The sequence below is a fragment of the Longispora albida DSM 44784 genome, from assembly GCF_000379825.1.
GTDB lineage: Bacteria > Actinomycetota > Actinomycetes > Mycobacteriales > Micromonosporaceae > Longispora > Longispora albida.
In genome coordinates this window covers 534,490-553,612 of sequence record NZ_KB903813.1, presented here as the reverse complement: position 1 = coordinate 553,612, position 19,123 = coordinate 534,490, and the positions used below count along the sequence as shown (strand labels likewise).

The window sequence follows — 19,123 nt, the reverse complement described above, 5'->3', positions numbered from 1 at the left end:
CACCTTGTTTCGGCACTGCTCCAAAAGGGGGCTCTCGCATGCTCCACCTGACTTCGGCACAGCGCACCAACCTGGGCACCCACATCGCAGAGTTCGTATCCGCGTATCCACCATCCAATGTGGGTGCCGTGATATTCGCTGATGAGGAGGGCGGTTTCGGATACGGAGCCAGCGTTCCAGCCGGGTGCCGTCTGATCGCCACGCGCGGTGAGCTGGACGTCTTGATGATCGTGCTGGAATTCTCGCCAGCGGGCTTGAAAACCGACCCGGAACAGCTCTCCGACTTTCTCAACGTGCTGTGCGGACCGGAACCGTCGTGAATGGACAACATCCCGCGGCCGGCGCGTTGTTTGAGAACTGCCGGTTGTGTGCTGCTGGTTGCCTGACATACACCTCGGCGGAGGCCGCTGAGGCGCTCGTACGGGGCTTCGCGGGATCAGCGCAATGGGTACCCGTGAACTGCGCGATGCACGTAGGGCGGGTACATGTCCGCCACCGCACCGGTCACGGCCGGTACTGGCGCCGGATCCGGGCACTCGCAGGCTGGGCGGCGACCGCGTTCCTGGTGTCGTTCGCGTGCGGGTTGCTGGTCGCCTCTGCGCTCGTGGCCGGTGGCTGGGCGTGGTGACGAAACTGGGACACGATCACCGGTGCGCCTGCCGTGGCGTCACGGGACGCGGAGGATGGCTGCGCTCGGCCGGGGGCTCTGGCGCGGGTACAAGATGATGAATTTGATCTTGAAATAGCCAAGGCCGCCTGGACAGGTGATCCAGGCGGCCTTCGCACATGCTGCGGGCGTCAGCCCTTCACGTACGGTTTTCCGTCGGCTGCCGGGGCCCGGACCTTGCCGACCAGACCAGCCACCGCGAACAGCGTCGCCAGGTACGGGGCCATCTGGAGGAACTGGGACGGCACCGGCGAGATCACGGAACTCAGGAACTGCTGCATCGCGTCGGCGAAGCCGAACAGCAGCGCCGCCAGCATCGCGCCGACCGGGCTCCACCGGCCGAAGATCAGCGCGGCGAGGGCGATGAAGCCCTTGCCTGCCGTCATCTCCTTGTTGAACGTGACGCCGGCTCCGATGGTGAGCATCGCGCCGCCCAGGCCGGCCACGAAGCCACCCATGATCGTGTTGCGGTACCGCACGAGGCGCACCTTGATGCCGAGCGTGTCGGCGGCGGTCGGGTGCTCGCCGACGGCCCGGGTCCGCAGGCCCCACCGGGTGTAGAACAGCGCGAAGGTGATGGCGGCTACGAGGGCGAGGGCGAGGTACACGAAGAGGTTGTGCCGGAAGAGCACCGGCCCGAGCAGCGGGATGTCCGACAGCCCCGGGACCTCCCAGGGCTTGAACTGACCGGCGTTGTTGTACTCGGCCGCGTTCGGCTGCATCAGGCGCTCGTAGATCACGCCGGTGATACCGAAGGCGAGCACGTTGAGGACGACGCCGAGGACGACCTGGTCGACCAGGTACTTGATGGCGAACACCGCGAGCAGCGCCGCCATGAGTGCCCCGCACACGCCTGCCGCGATCAGGCCGGCCCACACGCTCTTCGTCATCGTGCCGACCAGCGCGCCGGCGAAGGCGCCGACGAGCAGCTGGCCCTCGATGTTGATGTTGACGACGCCGGAGCGTTCACACAGGACACCAGCCAGCGCGCCGAAGATGAGCGGCGTGGCGGCGATCAGGGTGCCGTAGAGCAGCGCCTCGACCGGGATGGTGTGCAGGGTCTTGGCCAGCGACGTTCCCCAGAAGAGGAACGCGAGGACCAGGGCACCGAGCGCCACCCCTGCCGTCCACGCGAAGTGGCTGCGCGCTGTCAGCACGGCCAGGAGCGCCACGCCCACCGCGACCGTCACCAGCCCGAGGACGATGATCACTGGCCGGGCGCCGAAGGTGAGGGACGTGTCGGCGGTGAGCCGCAGCGTCACGTCGTTCTTCGCCGGGTTGCTCACCCCGAAGTAGAGGACGGCCAGCAGGCCGAGCAGCACGTAGACGGCACCGGCGATCCGGTTGCGGTTCCAGAACTGGGCCACGGTCGTCACCACCCCTTCGCCAGGGTCGCGGTGCTGCGGCTGGCCTTGCCGTCACGCAGCCGGAACACGGTCTTGATCAGCGCCGGAGCCGCGATGAAGATCACGATCAGGGCCTGGAGCACGTACACCATGTCGGTCGGGACGCCGCCGACAGCGTTCATCTTCACCGCGCCAGCCTGGAGGCCGCCCATCAGCAGCGCGCCGGCCAGCACACCCCACGGCTTGGCCCGGCCGAGCAGTGCGACCGTGATGCCGTCGAAACCGATGTTGGCGATCACGCCGGGGGTCAGGGCGAAGGGCAGCAGTCCGAGGCTCATCGACGCGCCGCCGAGGCCCGCCAGGCCACCGGCCACCGCCATGACCAGCGCGTACGTCATGGCGACGTTCATGCCGGCCGTCTTGGCCGCGTCCGGGTTGCCGCCGACCGCGCGCAGCTCGAAGCCGAACGTGGACCGGTTCAGCAGCCAGGACACGCCTGCCGCCGCCAGCACCGCCAGCACGATCGCCAGGTTGACCCGCAGGTCACCTTCGAGGAAGCCGAGCAGCCTGGGCAACCGGGCGTTCTCCTCGGCGCTCTTGCTGATCGCGTCGGTGCGCTCCGGGTTCTGGAAACCCTTCTGCACGACCAGCCAGATCAGGAAGATGCCGGCGATGTTGTTCAGCATGATGGTCGTGATGACCTCGTGCGCGCCGGTCTTCGCCTTCAGGATGCCGGGGATGAAGCCCCACAGCGCACCGCCGATCAGTGCGCAGACCAGGGCGACAAGCATATGGAGTACCGGCGGGAGGTGCAGGAGGAAACCGGCGAGCACCCCGAAGATCGCGCCGAACACCGCCTGGCCCTGCGCGCCGATGTTGAACAGGCCGGCCCGGAAGGCCAGCGCCACCGACAGGCCGGTGAAGGTGAGCGGGGCCGCGTAGGTCAGGGTCTCGGAGATCGAGCCCCACGCGCTCGGCTTGGCCGGGTCGTAGATCGCGCCCTGGAAGAGGGCGACGTAGGCGTCGCGGACCGCGTACCAGCTCATCTCGAACGCGTCGAGCGGAGCGGCGAAGAAGTAGCCCCAGGCCTCGCGGGCCGAGTCGTTGGAGATGATGACGAGGATCGAGCCGACCAGGAGGGCGAGCACCACGGCCAGCACGGTCACCATGAAGGTGCTCGCCGTCGTCAGCTCCTCGATGAAGATCCGGAACGGCCGGTTCGGCCTCGGCGCGACGTCCTTCTCCGGCGGCACCGTCCGCTCGGGCTCGGCCGCCGGGGGCTTTGCTTCGTCAGTCACCAGTCACTCCAGCCATCAGCAGGCCCAGCTTCTCCGAGGTGGCCCCGGCGGCGGGCAGGGTCGCAATGATCTCGCCGCGGTACATCACGGCGATCCGGTCGGCGAGCGCCAGGATCTCGTCGAGTTCCGTCGAGACCAGCAGCACCGCCCCGCCCTGGTCGCGCTCGCGGATGATCCGCTTGTGGATGAACTCGATCGAGCCCACGTCCACGCCACGGGCCGGCTGCGAGGCGATCAGCAGCTTGAGCGGCCGGGACATCTCCCTGGCCACGATCACCTTCTGCTGGTTACCGCCGGAGAGCGAGCCGACCGGCGCGTCCGCCGACTGGGTACGGACGTCGAACTCCTCGATCCGGTCCTTCGCGTTACGGGCGACGGCTTCCGGCCGGTACACGAGCTTCGAGCCGAACGGCTCGCTCTTGTAGAGGTCGAGAACCAGGTTCTCCGCGACGGTGAACTCCTTGACGAGCCCGTCGGTACTCCGGTCCTCCGGCACGTATCCCACGCCGGCGTCGAGCACCTGCCGCGTGGTGCGCCCGCGCAGCTCAGCGCCGCCGAGCAGCACCGAGCCGGACACGGCCGGGCGGAGGCCCATGATGGCCTCGATCAGCTCGGTCTGCCCGTTGCCCTGCACGCCGGCCACGCCGAGCACCTCGCCGGCCCGGACCTCCAGGTCGATGTCGGTGACGGCCCTGTGACCGCGGTCGTCGACGACGGAGAGGTCCTTGACGGTGAGTACCGGAGCGCCGGGCTCCGCCGCCGACTTGTCGACGACGAGCTGCACGTGCCGGCCGACCATCATGGCCGCCAGCTCGTCCTCGGACTCGCCCGGGTCGGCGGTGCCGACGACCTTGCCACGCCGGATAACCGTGATCTTGTCAGCGATCGCCTTGACCTCGCGGAGCTTGTGCGTGATCAGCACGATGGACTTGCCGGCCGCCTTGAGCCCCCGGAGCACCTCCAGCAGCTCGTCCGTCTCCTGTGGCGTGAGGACGGCCGTCGGCTCGTCGAGGATCAGGAGGTCGACCTCGCGGGTCAGCGCCTTCACGATCTCGACCCGCTGCTGCACGCCGACCGGCAGGGTCTCGACGACGGCTTCCGGGTCGACCGGCAGGCCGTACGTCTGCGACACCTCGGTGATGTGCGCGCTGGCCTTCTTCTTGTCGAGCACGCCGAGCTTCGTGTCCTCCGCGCCGAGCATGATGTTCTCGGCGACGGTGAAGACCGGCACGAGCATGAAGTGCTGGTGCACCATGCCGATCCCGGCGGAGATGGCGTCACCCGGCGAGCGGAAGGTCTGGGGAACGTCGTTCACCAGGATCTCGCCCTCGTCCGGGCGCAGCAGGCCATAGAGGACGTTCATCAGGGTGGACTTGCCGGCCCCGTTCTCGCCGAGCAGCGCGTGGATCTCGCCCGGCTCGACGACGAGGTCGATGTGGTCGTTGGCGACCAGGTCACCGAAGCGTTTGGTGATGCCGCGCAGTTCGAGTTTCATCGTCCTCCTCGCCACAGCCGGACTGCTGTCCTGCTTTCCCGGGCACTGCCGTACCCCGTCCGGGCACCGCCGTACCACTGTCCCGGGCACGGGCCCGGTTTCCCGGGCAGGCACCCGAGTGGGGGGCACCGGGTTGTCCCCGATGCCCCCCGGTAATGCTCATTCTCGTATGACCGCCGGCCAGCCGGGTATTACTTCGGCTGAGCCGGGGACTCGATCTTGATCTTGCCGTCGACGATGTCCTTCTTCAGGGCGTCGATCTCGGTCTTCAGCTCGGCCGGGACCTTGCTGTCGAACTTGTTGTACGGGGCCAGCGAGACGCCGTTGTTGCCCAGCACGCCGGTGAAGGCACCGGTGAGAGCCTTGCCGTCGGCACCGGCGACCACGGCGTCCTTCACGGCACCCGCGATGTTCTTCACGACCGTGGTCATGAAGACGTCGCAGTACTGCGCGGCGGACTTGCAGCCGTCAGCGTCGACCCAGATGACCGAGGTCTTGCCACCGGAAGCCTGGGCGGCAGAGGCGGTACCGAGACCGGCGCCACCGGCGACCGGCATGATCACGTCAGCGCCCTGCGCGACGAGCTGCTCGGCGAGCTGCTTGCCCTTGTTCTGGTCGGTGAAGCTGCCGGCGAACAGGCCCTCCTGGGACTTGTTGTCCCAGCCGAGCACGGCGACGGTCTTGCTCTTCACCTTGTTGTAGTGGGCGACGCCCTCGGCGAACCCGTCCATGAAGATGGTCACCGGCGGGATCTTGAGACCGCCCCAGGTCGCGACCTTGCCGCTCTTGGAGCTGCCGGCGGCCAGGTAACCGGCCAGGAAGCCGGCCTGCGCCGTGTTGAACTGCATCGAGTACACGTTCGCGGCCGGGATGTTCGAGTCGATGATCGCGAACTTCTGGGCCGGGTTCGCGGCGGCAGCGGCCTTCGTCGCGTCCGTCATCAGGCCACCGACCGCGAGGATCAGGTCGCACTTCTCCGTGACCAGCGCGTTCAGGTTGGGCTGGTAGTCGGTCTCGGCCTTCGACGCCGAGTACTTGATCTCGATGTTGCCGTTGGCGGCCTTCGCGTCCTGAAGACCCTGCCAGGCAGAGGTGTTGAACGACTTGTCGTCGATGCCGCCGACGTCGGTCACCATGCAAGCCTTGTACTTCTTACCGTTGCCGCTCGAGCCGTTGTTGCTCGACGGCTTGTCACCACAAGCCGCGGCCGACAGAGCGAGTCCACCGATCGCCAGAACGGCGACGATCCTCATCCCACGCACTCGGCGCAAGACGGTCTCCTTCCCACAGGGCACCGCGTTCTGCGGTGTTCTCAACGGACGGAGAGTAGCGGGTTCTACTGCCCGGTAGCGCATCTTGCGGCCAGCGCGGTGCACCTGCCGTTACTCAGCCGTAAACCAACTGTGACTTTACTGTGCGATCATGGCGCCTTTGCCCTGAAAAGCACCCATTAAGCTGTGAGAAAACCCGTACGAACCCCGGAGTCTCCCCACGGAACCGGAATCCGGTCCAGCCGCCACGCAACCCGTGACGGCTGCCCGATTAGTAACACTATCTCCAGAAGGTGGCGACGGCAGCGTTAACCAGCGTCATGCCGCCGATGGCGATGAAGTGCCCGGCAGCCACCGACTCCTTCTTCCGCACGCTCCACACCATGCCGGCGATCAGCACGGCCAGCACGCCCTTGACGGCCAGCTTCGCGTGGTCGAGCTCGACGTCCTTGGGGAACGGCGCGGACAGCACCACCCCCGTGACCACCTGGATCGCGGAACCGGCCAGCATCGCGCCGTTCACCCGGAACTTCGCCGACAGGTACTGCACGACGAAGCCACCCAGCAGCAGGGCGAACCCGACCAGGTGGATGTACCGCAGGACCAACCGCAGAGCCTCCACAGCCCACTCCTTTTACTCTCTGAGCCCTAACGCGCCCGGGCCCGGCGCCAGCCCAGCACCCCGAGCACGCCGACCGCCGTCCCGATCGCGAGCGAGGCCCCGATCAGCAGCGCGTGCACCCAGAGGAAGGACGTCGGCGTGTCGCCGTCCCACGCCCGGTCGTCGCGCCAGATGGCCAGCGCGAACCGTGGCCAGATCAGCCAGCTCCACGCCGCGACCAGGATCAGGAAGGCCGACCAGCGGCGCGACAACATCACGGCCGGGATTCTACGCACCGTCGAAGTTCGGTTTCCCGACACCCCGTCGGAACGGTTGTCAGGAAGAGAGCTTGCCAGCGATCGCCGCGAAGCCGGCCTTCAGCTCGGCCTCGGTCGGCACGGTGGACGGGGCCGGCAGGATCTCGCCGTGGTAGCAGTCGTCGCCGTGCTCGTGCTCCTCCTCCTCGTCCTCTTCGGACTCGTCGTCGAAGTCGTACGCCTCGGCGGCGTCCTTCGACTGGGTGATCTCGGAGAGGATCGCGTCCACCCCGGTCAGCGGCTGGAGCGGCTCGACGACGGCCACCAGTTCCTCGCTGGTCACGACGGCGTTGGCGAGGCCGAGGGCGTGCTCACGGGAGTACGGCCCGCACACGACCGGCTCCCACACCTCCTCCTCGTCCATCGGGGTGAAGGTGATAATCCACGGCAGGTTCAGCTCTGGCGCGTCGGCGGCCAGGTCAGGCGTCACGATTGCTCCCATGCCGCCATCATTCCGTACCACCTGATCAGGCGACGATCGGCTCCTGGCCCGGCCCGGCCGCCAGGTCACGGACCACGCCACGGCTGGACGTCGCGGCCAGCGTGGAGCCCCACAGCAGCAGCTGGCTGAACAGGTTCAGGAAGACGAGCAGGCCGACCGTACCGGCCACGACCTGGTAGGCAGGGTTGCCACCGACCCGGGTGATGTAGAACTGGCCGACGGTCTTCAGCAGCTCCAGCCCGACCGCGACGACCAGCCCGGCCGGCAGCCAGCGGGCCAGCGGCATCTTGAGCCGGGGCAGCATGGTGAGCATCGCCGCGGCCAGGAACCAGTTGATCGCCACGGCCACGAGCACGGACAGGCCGCTGAACACCGGGGCCAGCCAGCCGAAGGTCACGTGGTCACGCAGCCAGGCCAGCCCGGCCTGCGCGCCGACGGAGAAGCCGATCGACGCGGCCAGCAGCAGGCCCAGCCCGATCAGGACGACGATGTCGACGCCGCGCCGGATGAAGTAGTTGCCGGGGTTCTGGTCGAGCAGCCACACCGCGCGGATCGAGGCGCGCATCGCCTCCACCCAGCCGATCCCGGTGAGCAGGAAGCCGACCAGGCCGAAGATACCGACCGTGTTCCGCGCGCCCTGGATCTTGGCGACGTCCAGGAAGGGCAGATTCTCCGCCAGCCACTCCTCCACAGCCTTCACCACGTCCGGGTTGTCCAGGACGAAACCGAAGATCGAGAAGGCGAGCAGGGCCAGGGAGAAGGTCGCGAAGAATCCGTAGTACGAGATGGCAGCCGCCATCCGCCCGGCGTGGACGTCGGCGAACCTCTCCTTGGTACGCCACAGGTGGTCGAACCAGCTGACCTGGCGGGCCCACGCGACCGACTTGTCCCACCAGGACACCGCCTGGTCGACCAGCCTCACCGGCCCGCCAGCGCGAAGTCCCGCCGTGGCCGCCAGGTGCCGTCCTCGCCGTGCTCGTACAACGTGAACGCCCTGACCTCGAAGGTCGCGTCGAACCCGGCCAGCTCGTCGAACGCCCGGTCCAGCGCCTCGCCCGGCACGTCGTGGGCCACCGTCACGTGCGGGTGGTACGGGAAGCGCAGCTCGCGGTCCAGCGGCCCGGTACGCAGCGCGGCCTGCAACTGCTCGCACTCGCTGATCCCGCGCGCGACGGCCACGAACACCACGTCGGTGACCGGCCGGAACGTACCCGTCCCGCGCAGCTGCAACGTGAACGGCGCAGCGCCGGCCGCCACCCGGCTCAGGTGCTCGTCGACCTGCGCGGCACGCTCCGCCGGGACCTCAGCCGGGCCGAGGAGCGTCAGGTGCGGCGGGATGAACCCGGCGAGCGGGTCACCAGCGGCCGCCCTGGCCTCGGAGAGCTGGGCTGCCCACGGCTCGGGTACGGCGAAGGCGACCCCGATGGTCCGCATCACCGCACCTCCCCGTGCTCGGCTGGCTGCTCAGTGCTTGGCCGGCAGGAAGCCGATCCGGTCGTACACCTGCGCCAGGGTCACCTCGGCCACGGCGCGGGCCTTGCGAGCGCCCGTCGCCAGGATCTCATCAAGTTCACCAGGATTGTCGAGATACTTGCGGGTCTGTTCCTGAATCGGCCGGGCGAAGTCGGCGACCACCTCGCCCAGCTCCTTCTTCAGGTCACCGTACCCGCGACCCTCGTAGCGCGACTCCAGAGCGGAGATCGGCTCGCCGGTCAGCGCGGAGTAGATGGTCAGCAGGTTCGACACGCCGGGCTTGTTCTCCGCGTCGAAGACGATCTCGCGGCCGGTGTCTGTGACGGCGCTGCGGATCTTCTTGGCCGACTTCGCCGGGTCGTCCAGCAGCTCGATGATCCCGTTCGGCGTGGACGCCGACTTGCTCATCTTCGAGGTCGGGTCCTGGAGGTCGGTGATCTTCGCCGTCTCCTTCAGGATGTACGGAGCCGGCACGGTGAAGGTCTGGCCGAACGTCGTGTTGAACCGCTGGGCCAGGTCACGGGTCAGCTCGATGTGCTGGCGCTGGTCCTCGCCGACCGGCACCTGGTCAGCCTGGTACAGCAGAATGTCGGCGACCTGGAGGATCGGGTAGGTGAACAGGCCGACGCTCGCCCGCTCGGCACCCTGCTTGGCGCTCTTGTCCTTGAACTGGGTCATCCGCGAGGCCTCGCCGAAGCCGGTGATGCAGCCCATCACCCAGCCGAGCTGGGCGTGCTCCGGCACGTGCGACTGGACGAACAGCGTGGACCGCTCCGGGTCGATGCCCACGGCGAGCAGCTGGGCCACGGAGACCCTGGTCCGCTCGCGCAGCAGGGCCGGGTCGTGGCCGGCGGTGATCGCGTGCAGGTCCACCACGCAGTAGAACGCGTCGTGCGTCTCCTGCATGGCCACCCAGTTACGCACCGCACCGAGGTAGTTACCCAGGTGGAAGGAGGAGGCGGTCGGCTGGATACCAGACAGGACACGAGACATAACTGGAATTCTGTCAGCCCAGCGGGGAACCCCGCGACCCGGTGGCGACTCTGTACTCTCGAGCCGACCCAGGAGGTGTCCGTGGCCAGCGAAGTCGCGATCGCGAACCTGTACGACGACTGCTACCGCCGCCTGGTCACCCAGCTGTACGCGTTCACGGGTGACCTCGCAGAGGCGCAGGACGCCGTGCAGGAGGCCTTTGCCCGCGCCCTGGCCCGGCCCGACCACATCTCCGGCATCGACAACCCGGAGGCCTGGCTGCGCACCGTCGCGGTCAACCTGGTCCGCCGCCGCTGGCGCCGCCGCCGGCTCTTCGACACCATCATGATGCGTACCCGGCCGGTCACCACCTCCGTCGAGCCAGGCCCCGAGCCGGACCGCACCGACCTGCTGGCCGCGCTCTCGCAGCTCCCGAGGTCGTACCGGGAGGTGATCGTCCTCCACCACCTGGCCGACCTGCCCGTCGACGAGGTGGCCACCACCCTCGGCCTGCCGATCGGCACCGTGAAGTCCCGGCTGTCGCGCGGCAGAACAGCGCTGGCGACCCGGTTACGCCCGGCCGAGGTGCGGCAGCATGCCTGAGTTACTCGACCCCTACGAGCCGGACGACCGCATCGAGCGCGCGCTGGCCGACTCCCGCGCGCACCTGCTCGGCCGGATCGACCAGCCGGCCCTCGGCTCCGTCACCGCCCGCGTGCACGCCCGCAAGCGCCGCAGGCTCTTCGCCGCCGCCGGAGGTACCGCTGCGGCCGTCCTGGCCATCACGGGCGTCCAGATCGCCTCCGGGGGTACCCGCGAGCCCGGCCCGGCCCCGATGCTCGGCCAGCCGAACCAGCCCAGCGTGACCACGGTCAGCATGAAGTGGGCCGACCACGGCGTCGAGATCGTCTCCGACCTCCAGTCCGTCGACCTGCCCGGTGCCCTCTACGACGCGGAGATCACCGAGAAGGCCGCGTACGCGATGCTCCGGGACTGTCCCGGCAAGCCGGCCCCGTGCACCGTCACGATGGCCCGCAGCGAGAACCACGAGCCGTGGGCCACCGTGCAGCTGCCAGCCATCACGGTCACCGCGGACACGGCCCCGCCCGACCTGATCATCCTGAACGGCACAGAGCTCGTCCTCGGCGGAACCTGGCACAGCGCGGACGGCGGCAGGAAGTGGCAGCCGGTCCCGGCGGCCGACGCCCCGCCGCAGCCCGCCGTCCCACCCGGCGCCCGTCCATACGCCGGCCCTGACGGCCTGCGGGTCAGGCTGCCCGGCAGCGGCCAGTCCGCCCGGCTCGCCAGCCAGCCCGAGGGCCTCCAGCTCAAGTGGGCGGCCCCGGCACCGGCCGCCGACGGCTCCTGGTGGGTCACCGGGCTGAACAACGGCACGGTCACCACGGCCGTCAGCCGGGACAACGGCGTCAGCTGGAAGCAGCAGCAGGTGTCCAAGCAGCCCGGCGAGGTCGTCTCGATCAAGGTGGCGACGACCGGCCCGCACGTCTTCGTCATCGTCACCGGCAAGGGCAAGGCCTCCGGTGTGGACCAGGCCGCGAATCCGGTCCTGGCGCTGGAACGGTCCTCCGACAACGGCTACACGTTCACCATCGCCGACGGGTTGCCGGCCGGGGTGGCCGGGGACGCCGTGCCGCTCGCCGACGGGCGGCTACTCGCCGCGATGGACACCGACCCGTCCGGCTGGTGGATGTCCGCCCCGGTCAACAGCCGGATCAACAGCCTCGGCACGGTCGGCCGGGTCCAGAAGACCCAGGCCGGATACGTGGCCTACGAGGCGCTGGGCAGCCAGTGGGCCGTGTACAGCCCGGACGGGCTGACCTGGCGCCGCCTGCCCGTCTGCTGACAGGCCCAAGGGCCTGTCCGGTAGATCTTGTCGGTGCGAGGCGAGTCTCAGAAGTCCGGCAAAGATCTACCGGACAGGCCCTAGTCCTCGACGAGGTCCGGCTGGCGTTCGTCGGACAGCCTGGAGCCGGCCCGGCCGGGGCGCCAGCCGCGCCTGCGCCCGCGCGGTACCGCGTAGGCCAGGGTGCCGATCAGGCCGGCCAGCGCCAGCAGCCCGCCGATGATCCACGGGCCGAAGGTCTTGGCGGCCCACAGCGGATCGTCCTTCGGGTCCGGAGCGGTGAAGCCGCCGGCCACCGGCTGCTTCTTCGCCATCGCCGGATCGAGCTGGGCGGTCAGCGCCCGGTACGGATTGATGATCCCGTAGCCGACGTTGTCGTCGCGGCCCTTCGAGCGCGGCGGCCGGTCGGCGGTCTTCATGATCCGCTCGGCGACCTGCTCGGCGGTCATGTCCTTGTAGTACGCCCGGAGCAGCGCGGCCAGCCCCGACACGAAGCCGGTCGCGTAGCTCGTCCCCGCTTCCTCGGTGATGTACAGGTCCCCGCGCAGCGCCGGCCCGTCGATGCTCACACCGGGCGCGGCGACGTCGACGTAGTCACCGGGGCTGGAACTGCTGGCCACCTTGTCCTGCGGGTCCACGCCGGCCACCGCGATCACGCCGGGCGCTGAAGCCGGGTAGTACCGCCCGTCGGTCTGGCCCCGGCCGTTACCGGCGGCGGCGACCAGCACGACGTCGGCCTTGACGGCCCGCTCGATGGCGGCGACGAGCTTCGGCGTCGGCTTGGAGTACAGCGAAAGGTTGATGACCTTGGCCTTCTGCGCGACGGCCATGTCGATGGCGTCGGCGATCCGGCTCGGGGTGGTGTCGGTGGTGTCCTCCTTGGACCCGTCCTGGATCACGCGCAGCGGCAGGATCGTCGCGTCGGGCGCGACGCCGGCGAAGGGGCTCTCCTTCGAGTCCCGGCCGGCGATCAGCCCGGCGATGAACGTGCCGTGGAAGTAGGCGTCGCACTGGCCGCCGGTGGCTGTGAAGTCGTTACCCGGCAGCACCTTGCCCGCGAGCTTCGGGTGCTCGTCGTTCACGCCGGAGTCGATCACCGCGACGATGACGCCCTGGCCCCGGGTGAGCGGCCAGACGTTCTGCGGGCGCAGCCGCTGCATCGCCCACGGCTGCTGGGCCAGCGGATGCGCCTTCTGCTGCGCCCGCCCGCACTCCTTGTTCGGCGGGACAGCCGAGGCCGGGGTGGCCGGCACGGCGATCAGGCTCGTCGCCAGCGCGACGGTCAGCAGGGCCGCAGAGGATCGGGCCGACATCCCTAGCTCCGCTTCGGTGAGGCGGTGCCGGGCTTGGCCGGGCTCGTACCCGGCGACGGCTTCCCGCTCTGGATCTGGGACGGCGAGGGCAGGACCGCGACGCCGGGCGTGCTGGACGGCGTACCGCCGCCGACCGCGCCCTTCGCGGCCTCCGGGTCGAGGGCCGGCCCGGTCGGGACGAGCGCCAGCAGCGACGCCGGCACCGGTACCGGCTTGGCGTCGCCGTAGCCCAGCGCGCCCACGGCACCGTCGCCCAGCGCGAACTTCATGCCCTGGTCGGTGATCAGGTACAGGGTGCCGCCGCCAGCCGCGATGCCCGGGGCCGGCTGCTCCTGGACCAGGGCGCCGTGTCCGCCCTGGACGACGATCCGGTCGGCTGTCCGCACCGAGTCCCGCCCGGTGACGACAGCCTGGTCCTGCGCCTGGCTCGTGAACTGCTCCGGCGCCTGCGCGTACAGCTCGACGGTCACCGGCTTGTCCTTGTTGCCCCGGTACGCGGCGCAGACGGCGGGCTGGCCGCCCTCCAGCACACGCTGCTTCGGCGGGGTCTGCGGCAGGCCATCCGGCTCGATCCGGGTGTCGGTGAGCACGGCTGCGGCGTCGGCAGCCGAGATCTCGACCGGGTTGACGCCGTCGGCCCCGAGCAGCTTGGCGCTGACCTCGGAGATCCCGGCCAGGCCCTCGCGGAGCATGACGTAGTGCTGCGTACCGCTGCGGTACACCTTGCCGACCGTGGCCGCCGCGCCGCCGAGCTTCTTGTCGGAGGCCGTACCGGCACCGGGGACGGCCAGCGCCGCCAGATCCGGGCCGGCCGTCGCACCCTCGATCAGCGCGGGGCCGACCGGGATGGCCGCGCTGGCGTTCAGGTTGAGCGCGGTGAGCGCCGAGCGCTCGGGGATGCGGAGGCGGCGGTCGCCCCACAGCAGGTACGTGGTCGAGCCGCTGGTCACGAGCAGCCCCTCAGCCCCGAGCGGCGAACCGCCCGGCAGCGAGGAACCGATCACCAGGTGCGTGGCCTGCTGATCGGTCGAGGCCACCTTCGCGGCGCTGCACACCGTCCACGGCAGACCCATCAGGGCCTTCGGGTCGGGCAGCGCGTCGGGCGCGCCCTCGATGCCGACCGGGCGGCCACGCGGCGTGCCCTCCAGCGACTTCCGCGAGGCCGACTCCTGGACCGGCTTGGCGTTGCCGGCGATGAGGCGGGCGGAGGCGTAGTTGACGACCGGGAAGAGCTTGCCCTGCGCGTAGATGTACCGCGCGCCGCTCTCCTTCTCGATCACGAGCGTCATGTCTTTCTTCCACCGCTCGTTGCCGCCCGGGTTCATCAGGCCGAAGACGCCGACCCCGGCGACGACCAGCGTGGCGATCATGATGCTGCCGACCGCGGACAGGAAGAGGCGGCGCAGCGGCAGGTTCGTGGTCTCCGGCTCGCCGGACAACATGGCCGACACGAGCCGGCGGGTCACGAACCGGTACGCCTGCACCTGGTCGCGTCGGGTCCGCATGATCAACTCCGAGGGGTGGTCGAATCCCGACCCACCTTACGGGAACCCCGCAAACCCCGTCGGCACCCCGGAGCCGATCATGAAGCTCGCCTCAGGCCGTGCGCCGCGCAGGGGCCTCGGAGAGAATCTGCTGTGCCCGCTGGTGCGAGACACCGAGGGCGATGGCCAGTTCCCTGACTGTCAGCCCTGCGGCACGAGCACCCTGGGCGACAGCCCTGAGTTCCTCAGCGGACTCTGACCGCAGCTCCTCAGCCTGCGCACGCAGCCGCATCGCCCTTTCACGCCGACAGGCAAGGTCGTCCGGGAGGCTGACGTCCAGTTCGATGCCGAAAGAGCCGGGATCGACCTCCAGCCAGACCGCGATGAGATCCCTGACCATCTCCTCAGCGTCGGTGAGCCGCCGCACCTGGGTCACGACGTCCAGCTCCGGAACCCTGAGCAGCCAGAACTTTCCTTCCCGCTCGGCGCGGATCCGGTAGGTCTCCGTCATGCCAGCCACCCTTTCCCGAGGCACCCGATGTGCCGCTCGATACTGCTGGCCACGCCGGGCGAGATCGCGCCATGCCGGGAACCGTCGTCGCGTGCGCTCCGCAGGGGCATCTCCACACATCATGGCTGGCACCTGACCTGGCCATCACACAGCCGTTCCTGGCGAGCGCGGCTTCGACATCACGACGCTTCATGGACTTGAACACCATGCGCCTCAGCCTATGCAGTATAGACACAAGCAGTCTATGTACACTAGACATCACTACTGGCAGGGCGTAGACAAGTATCTGACAGAAGCCGCCAGGGCTTTGCGTGGCTGATCCCAGGTAAACCAAAAACCGCCCCCCGGGTAACCCAGGAGGCGGTTGTGTTCTTTGGTGGAGCTGAGGGGATTCGAACCCCTGGCCTTCTCGATGCGAACGAGACGCGCTACCAACTGCGCCACAGCCCCGCAGAACGGAGCTACCTTAGCACGACCCGGACACCCGGCTTACCACCCCACCGCCCGCGCCTCGTACGCCGCGCCCCGCACCGGGTGCAGCCGGCGCGGCTCCTGGGTGGCCTGGGCGACCCGGCGGCGGTAGGAGCGGTAGGCGGCCGCGCCCCGGCGGGCAGCGGCAGCAGCCTGCTCGGCGGCCGCACGGAGTTCCGCGCGTTCGCGCTCGATCCGGGCGGCCTCACGCTGGGCGGCCATCCGGGCCAGGTACGCGGCACGGCGCCGGCGCTTCCGCTCCGAGATGACCTGGTTGCGCAGCCGGATCGCGTAGGCGACGAGCAGCGTGAAGGACAGCGCGAAGCCGATCCACAGCCCCGGGTCGAAGACCGCGACGCCGGCCAGCTCCACGACGTTGAGCAGGATGAGGGCTGCGAGGACGCGGCGGCGCCTGCGGTACCGCCACAGCCGGGCCTTCTCCGCCTTGCGGGCGGCGAGCTGCGCCGGGCTGAGGCCGGCCGTGACCGGCGGGGCGTCGGCAGGCCTGGGTGACGGGAAGCCCCGGCGCGTGGGCACGGTGCGGCGGCGGCGTCGCCTGCTGACGACCCGCGCGGTGGACTGTGCCCTCTCCGCGACCAGCCGCTCGGTGGCGTCGTACCGGCGGACCAGCGCCGGTGCGAGTGCGAGTAGCCCGGCCGCGGCGAGGACAGCGAGGAGCACCGATGTCGGCACTGCCTCTCCCCTCCCCTGCACTCGCGCGTCTGGTTACCCCAAGGTTAAGTTCCCGACGCTACGTCACGGGGTCGCCACGCCAAAGTACTTATACCTACAAGTCAAGTAATCGACAGGAGGAGGGGCTGCCTACCGTGTCCTGAGCCGGCGCCAGCGTACGAGCAGACCGCCCTCGGCGGCCACGTCCTCAATGGTCAGGGCGTATCCGATGTGGTCCTGCCACGCGCCACCGCTGTGCAGGTACTTCGGATGGAACGCCTCCTCGCGGAAGCCCAGCTTCTCCACGACCCGGCGGGACGGCTTGTTCTCCGGCCGGATGTTGACCTCGACCCGGTGCAGCCCGCCCGGCCCGAAGGCGTGGTCGACGGCGAGCGCGAGCGCCGTGGGGGTCACGCCGCGCCCGGCGAACCGGGAGTCCACCCAGTACCCGGCGTAGGCGGAGCAGAAGGCCCCCCGGACGATGTTGCCGACCGTGAGCTGGCCGGCGAGCTGCCCCTGGAAGCAGACGGCGAAGGGCATCGCGGTCCCCGCGTCACCCGCCCGCTTCAGCGCGCGGTGGAGGTTGCGGAATCCGGCGGTCGAGTGGGCGTCGTGCCACGGCCCGATCGGCGTGGGTTCCCAGGGCTTCAACCACGATTCGTTGTACCTGCGTGACTCGCTCCACGCTTTCGCGTCCCCCCGCTTGTACGGGCGCAGCGTCACGTCGCCGTCGACGAGGACGGCTGGCCAGCCTGGGGACATGTCAACGGCGCCGATCCATCAGCAGCACGTCCACCGTGGACCCGGCCGCAGCCGTGGTGACCCGCTCGCCCAGCACCAGGATGCCGTTGGCGTCGGACAGGCCCGACAGGGTGTAGGGCCCGCCGGCCAGCGGCTGCACCGTGTACCCGCCGCCGCGCCGCTCCGCCACGTGCGCCGGGCGGAACTCCCGCAGCCCGGCCGGGGAGGCGATGGTCTCCAGCAGGTTGGCCTTGATACTCGGCCGGAACACCGGCTCCGCGCCGGCCAGCAGCCGGATCACCGGCCGGGCCAGCATCTCGAAGCTCATCAGCGCGCTGCCCGGGTCGCCGGGCAGGCACACGATCGGTACCTCCTCCGGGCCGATCGTGCCGAAGCCGAGCACGCCGGCCGGGTAGACCGACAGGTCGGAGAACTCGACGCCGTCCCGGCCGAGGATGCGGCGGACCATGTCGCCCGGCCCGGTACCGGTGCCGCCGGTCGTGATGATCAGGTCGGCGCGGAGCATCTGGTCGTCCACGAGGGCACGGAGCGCCTCGGGGTCGTCGTCGCAGATGCCGACGCGGTACGCGTGCGCCCCGGCCTCGGCGGCAGCCGACGTGAGCGCGTGGGAGTTGGCGTCGACGATCTGGCCAGCCTGGCTCGACCGGCCGGCCTCGACCAGTTCGTCCCCCGTGGACACGACCACGACCCGGGGGCACGGGCGGACCACGACGTGCCCGATGCCGCAGGCGGCCAGCAGCGCGACCATCGCCGGCGTGACCTGGGTACCGGCCATCGCCACCACAGATCCCGCGGCCACCTCCTCGCCGGTCTTCCGCAGGCCGTGCCCGCGCTTGGCCGCGTCGTACACCTCGACGACCGCCATGCCCTGGTCGGTCCAGTCCAGCGGCACGACGGCGTCGGCCGCGGCGGGCAGAGGCGCGCCTGCCGCCACCGAGAAGCACGTGTGCGGGGTCAGCCGGACCGGCCGCCAGCTCGACGCGGACAGGTCACCGACGACGTTCAGGCGTACCGGTCTGGTCGCGCTCGCGCCCAGCAGGTCCTCCGCCCGCACGGCGTAACCGTCGATCGCGGCGTGGTCGAAGGCCGGCAGCGGCCCGGGCGCGGTGACGTCCTCGGCGAGCACGTTGCCGTACGCGCTGGTCAGGTCGACCTCCAGCGGCGGCAGCGGGCGGAGCCGGGCCATCACGCCGTACAGGTAGTCGGCGAGCGGCACCAGCTCTGCGGTCCGTGTCATACAAGCTCCGATTCCACAAATTCCTTCAGCCAGGCCCGTAGCTCCGGCCCGATGTCCTCGCGCTGGCTGGCCAGCCGGACGAGAGCCTGGAGGTAGCCGAGCGGCTGGCCGGTGTCGTGCCGGATCCGGCGGAAGATGATGCCGTGTACCGGCGTGCCCTCGTTCATCAGCCGGACCATCGCGTCGGTCAGCTGGATCTCGCCGCCGGCCCCGGGCTCGGTCTTCCGGATCGCCTCGAAGATCGTCGGCGGCAGCACGTACCGGCCGACCACGATCAGGTTGCTGGGAGCCTCATCCCTGGCGGGCTTCTCCACGAGGCCGGTGACCCGGACGACGTCCTCCGTCCCGGTCGGCTCCACCGAGGCCACCCCATACCGGCTCACCTCCTCCCACGGCACCTCGATGAACGCGAGCACGATGCCACCGGTCTGCGCCTGGAGGTCGAGCATCTGCGACAGCAGCGGGTCGCCCTCGTCGGTGAACTCGTCGGCGAGCAGCACGGCGAAGGGCTGGTTACCGACGTGTGACTCCGCGCAGCCGACCGCGTGGCCGAGGCCCAGCGGCTCGTGCTGACGGCAAGCATAGATGTCGGCTAATTCCTCTGAGCGGCGCACCGCCGCCAGCCGCACCAGGTCGCCCTTCGCCTCCAGCCGCGCCTCCGCGTCGGGACGCCGGTCGAAGTGGTCGACCATCGAGGTCTTGCCCTTGCCGGTGATGAGCAGGACGTCCTTCAGCCCGGCGCTGGCCGCCTCGCCGACGATGTACTCCAGGACCGGCTTGTCGACGACGGGGAAGAGTTCCTTGGGGACGGCCTTGGTGGCGGGGAGGAAGCGGGTGGCCAGGCCCGCCGCTGGCACGACAGCCTTGACGGCGCGCGGGTGCGCGGAGGGATGGTGCGGCTGCTCAGACATGTGCCGAGACTATCGG

General features: G+C 69.8%; 21 protein-coding genes and 1 tRNA gene. 4 read left to right on the top strand and 18 right to left on the bottom strand.

Going from position 1 to position 19,123, the window contains the following annotated elements; genetic code table 11:
* Positions 1-38 precede the first annotated feature (38 nt).
* Positions 39-320: a hypothetical protein gene (locus A3G1_RS0102725; protein WP_018347925.1), complete on the top strand. Its 282-nt coding sequence runs from the start codon at positions 39-41 to the stop codon at positions 318-320.
* A gap of 146 nt (positions 321-466) precedes the next feature.
* On the top strand, positions 467-628 hold the full coding sequence (locus tag A3G1_RS40295; RefSeq protein ID WP_018347924.1) for a hypothetical protein: 162 nt from the start codon (positions 467-469) through the stop codon (positions 626-628).
* Between the two features lie 170 nt (positions 629-798).
* On the opposite strand, the gene A3G1_RS0102715 is transcribed toward A3G1_RS40295, so the two are convergent.
* The 10 genes from A3G1_RS0102715 to trpS form a co-directional block, all read right to left on the bottom strand.
* Positions 799-2,046 (bottom strand): ABC transporter permease, encoded by a 1,248-nt coding sequence (locus A3G1_RS0102715; protein ID WP_018347923.1) that lies wholly within the window; start codon positions 2,044-2,046, stop codon positions 799-801.
* Entirely contained in the window at positions 2,040-3,311 is a 1,272-nt protein-coding gene (locus A3G1_RS0102710) for an ABC transporter permease (protein WP_018347922.1), read from the bottom strand. The genes A3G1_RS0102715 and A3G1_RS0102710 overlap by 7 nt, the downstream gene beginning before the upstream one ends.
* A complete protein-coding gene (locus A3G1_RS32820) occupies positions 3,304-4,806 on the bottom strand; it encodes an ABC transporter ATP-binding protein (protein ID WP_018347921.1) in 1,503 nt (500 codons plus the stop codon). Before A3G1_RS32820 ends, A3G1_RS0102710 begins: the two co-directional genes overlap by 8 nt.
* Before the next feature lie 191 nt (positions 4,807-4,997).
* Positions 4,998-6,059: a BMP family lipoprotein gene (locus A3G1_RS0102700; RefSeq protein WP_018347920.1), complete on the bottom strand. Its 1,062-nt coding sequence runs from the start codon at positions 6,057-6,059 to the stop codon at positions 4,998-5,000.
* Between the two features lie 298 nt (positions 6,060-6,357).
* A complete protein-coding gene (locus A3G1_RS0102695) occupies positions 6,358-6,699 on the bottom strand; it encodes a hypothetical protein (protein WP_018347919.1) in 342 nt (113 codons plus the stop codon).
* A 26-nt stretch (positions 6,700-6,725) separates the two neighbouring features.
* A complete protein-coding gene (locus tag A3G1_RS0102690; RefSeq protein WP_018347918.1) occupies positions 6,726-6,953 on the bottom strand; it encodes an SCO4848 family membrane protein in 228 nt (75 codons plus the stop codon).
* A 61-nt stretch (positions 6,954-7,014) separates the two neighbouring features.
* On the bottom strand, positions 7,015-7,437 hold the full coding sequence (locus tag A3G1_RS0102685) for a hypothetical protein (RefSeq protein ID WP_018347917.1): 423 nt from the start codon (positions 7,435-7,437) through the stop codon (positions 7,015-7,017).
* Between the two features lie 25 nt (positions 7,438-7,462).
* Positions 7,463-8,359: a YihY/virulence factor BrkB family protein gene (locus A3G1_RS0102680; protein WP_018347916.1), complete on the bottom strand. Its 897-nt coding sequence runs from the start codon at positions 8,357-8,359 to the stop codon at positions 7,463-7,465.
* The gene (locus A3G1_RS0102675; protein WP_018347915.1) at positions 8,356-8,871 is read right to left on the bottom strand and encodes a 2'-5' RNA ligase family protein; all 516 of its coding nucleotides are present in this window, start codon (positions 8,869-8,871) and stop codon (positions 8,356-8,358) included. Before A3G1_RS0102675 ends, A3G1_RS0102680 begins: the two co-directional genes overlap by 4 nt.
* Positions 8,872-8,901: 30 nt before the next feature.
* Positions 8,902-9,903 (bottom strand): tryptophan--tRNA ligase, encoded by a 1,002-nt coding sequence (trpS, locus tag A3G1_RS0102670; protein WP_018347914.1) that lies wholly within the window; start codon positions 9,901-9,903, stop codon positions 8,902-8,904.
* An 81-nt stretch (positions 9,904-9,984) separates the two neighbouring features.
* On the opposite strand from trpS, the gene A3G1_RS0102665 reads away from it, so the two are divergent.
* The gene (locus tag A3G1_RS0102665) at positions 9,985-10,485 is read left to right on the top strand and encodes an RNA polymerase sigma factor (RefSeq protein WP_018347913.1); all 501 of its coding nucleotides are present in this window, start codon (positions 9,985-9,987) and stop codon (positions 10,483-10,485) included.
* Positions 10,478-11,746, top strand: coding sequence for a sialidase family protein (locus tag A3G1_RS0102660; protein ID WP_018347912.1), 1,269 nt, complete (start codon positions 10,478-10,480; stop codon positions 11,744-11,746). The genes A3G1_RS0102665 and A3G1_RS0102660 overlap by 8 nt, the downstream gene beginning before the upstream one ends.
* Positions 11,747-11,826: 80 nt before the next feature.
* Here the strand turns inward: A3G1_RS0102660 and mycP are convergent, their stop codons facing one another.
* The 8 genes from mycP to A3G1_RS0102620 form a co-directional block, all read right to left on the bottom strand.
* The gene (gene mycP, locus A3G1_RS32815; RefSeq protein ID WP_018347911.1) at positions 11,827-13,059 is read right to left on the bottom strand and encodes a type VII secretion-associated serine protease mycosin; all 1,233 of its coding nucleotides are present in this window, start codon (positions 13,057-13,059) and stop codon (positions 11,827-11,829) included.
* A gap of 2 nt (positions 13,060-13,061) precedes the next feature.
* Positions 13,062-14,564, bottom strand: coding sequence for a type VII secretion protein EccB (gene eccB / locus A3G1_RS0102650; protein WP_018347910.1), 1,503 nt, complete (start codon positions 14,562-14,564; stop codon positions 13,062-13,064).
* Positions 14,565-14,655: 91 nt separating this feature from the next.
* Positions 14,656-15,054 carry a hypothetical protein gene (locus tag A3G1_RS0102645; RefSeq protein WP_018347909.1) on the bottom strand — a complete coding sequence of 133 codons (399 nt, stop codon included), beginning with the start codon at positions 15,052-15,054 and terminating at the stop codon, positions 14,656-14,658.
* A gap of 374 nt (positions 15,055-15,428) precedes the next feature.
* Positions 15,429-15,504 (bottom strand) — tRNA-Ala (locus tag A3G1_RS0102640).
* A gap of 39 nt (positions 15,505-15,543) precedes the next feature.
* Positions 15,544-16,218 (bottom strand): divisome protein SepX/GlpR, encoded by a 675-nt coding sequence (sepX, locus tag A3G1_RS32810; protein WP_018347908.1) that lies wholly within the window; start codon positions 16,216-16,218, stop codon positions 15,544-15,546.
* A gap of 129 nt (positions 16,219-16,347) precedes the next feature.
* A complete protein-coding gene (locus A3G1_RS0102630) occupies positions 16,348-16,959 on the bottom strand; it encodes a GNAT family N-acetyltransferase (protein WP_018347907.1) in 612 nt (203 codons plus the stop codon).
* Between the two features lies 1 nt (position 16,960).
* The gene (locus tag A3G1_RS0102625) at positions 16,961-18,196 is read right to left on the bottom strand and encodes a molybdopterin molybdotransferase MoeA (RefSeq protein WP_018347906.1); all 1,236 of its coding nucleotides are present in this window, start codon (positions 18,194-18,196) and stop codon (positions 16,961-16,963) included.
* Positions 18,193-19,107 carry a UTP--glucose-1-phosphate uridylyltransferase gene (locus A3G1_RS0102620; RefSeq protein WP_018347905.1) on the bottom strand — a complete coding sequence of 305 codons (915 nt, stop codon included), beginning with the start codon at positions 19,105-19,107 and terminating at the stop codon, positions 18,193-18,195. The genes A3G1_RS0102625 and A3G1_RS0102620 overlap by 4 nt, the downstream gene beginning before the upstream one ends.
* Between the last annotated feature and the right edge of the window lie 16 nt (positions 19,108-19,123).

Excerpts from the sequence above, each read along its gene's own strand:
- A3G1_RS32820 (WP_018347921.1), bottom strand. The coding sequence starts at position 4,806 with ATGAAACTCGAACTGCGCGGCATCACCAAACGCTTCGGTGACCTGGTC.
- A3G1_RS0102725 (WP_018347925.1), top strand. The coding sequence starts at position 39 with ATGCTCCACCTGACTTCGGCACAGCGCACCAACCTGGGCACCCACATC.
- A3G1_RS0102660 (WP_018347912.1), top strand. The coding sequence starts at position 10,478 with ATGCCTGAGTTACTCGACCCCTACGAGCCGGACGACCGCATCGAGCGC.
- A3G1_RS0102630 (WP_018347907.1), bottom strand. The coding sequence starts at position 16,959 with ATGTCCCCAGGCTGGCCAGCCGTCCTCGTCGACGGCGACGTGACGCTG.
- A3G1_RS0102620 (WP_018347905.1), bottom strand. The coding sequence starts at position 19,107 with ATGTCTGAGCAGCCGCACCATCCCTCCGCGCACCCGCGCGCCGTCAAG.
- A3G1_RS0102700 (WP_018347920.1), bottom strand. The coding sequence starts at position 6,059 with ATGAGGATCGTCGCCGTTCTGGCGATCGGTGGACTCGCTCTGTCGGCC.
- A3G1_RS0102675 (WP_018347915.1), bottom strand. The coding sequence starts at position 8,871 with ATGCGGACCATCGGGGTCGCCTTCGCCGTACCCGAGCCGTGGGCAGCC.
- A3G1_RS0102625 (WP_018347906.1), bottom strand. The coding sequence starts at position 18,196 with ATGACACGGACCGCAGAGCTGGTGCCGCTCGCCGACTACCTGTACGGC.
- trpS (WP_018347914.1), bottom strand. The coding sequence starts at position 9,903 with ATGTCTCGTGTCCTGTCTGGTATCCAGCCGACCGCCTCCTCCTTCCAC.
- A3G1_RS0102690 (WP_018347918.1), bottom strand. The coding sequence starts at position 6,953 with ATGTTGTCGCGCCGCTGGTCGGCCTTCCTGATCCTGGTCGCGGCGTGG.
- A3G1_RS40295 (WP_018347924.1), top strand. The coding sequence starts at position 467 with ATGCACGTAGGGCGGGTACATGTCCGCCACCGCACCGGTCACGGCCGG.
- eccB (WP_018347910.1), bottom strand. The coding sequence starts at position 14,564 with ATGCGGACCCGACGCGACCAGGTGCAGGCGTACCGGTTCGTGACCCGC.
- mycP (WP_018347911.1), bottom strand. The coding sequence starts at position 13,059 with ATGTCGGCCCGATCCTCTGCGGCCCTGCTGACCGTCGCGCTGGCGACG.
- A3G1_RS0102685 (WP_018347917.1), bottom strand. The coding sequence starts at position 7,437 with ATGGGAGCAATCGTGACGCCTGACCTGGCCGCCGACGCGCCAGAGCTG.
- A3G1_RS0102645 (WP_018347909.1), bottom strand. The coding sequence starts at position 15,054 with ATGACGGAGACCTACCGGATCCGCGCCGAGCGGGAAGGAAAGTTCTGG.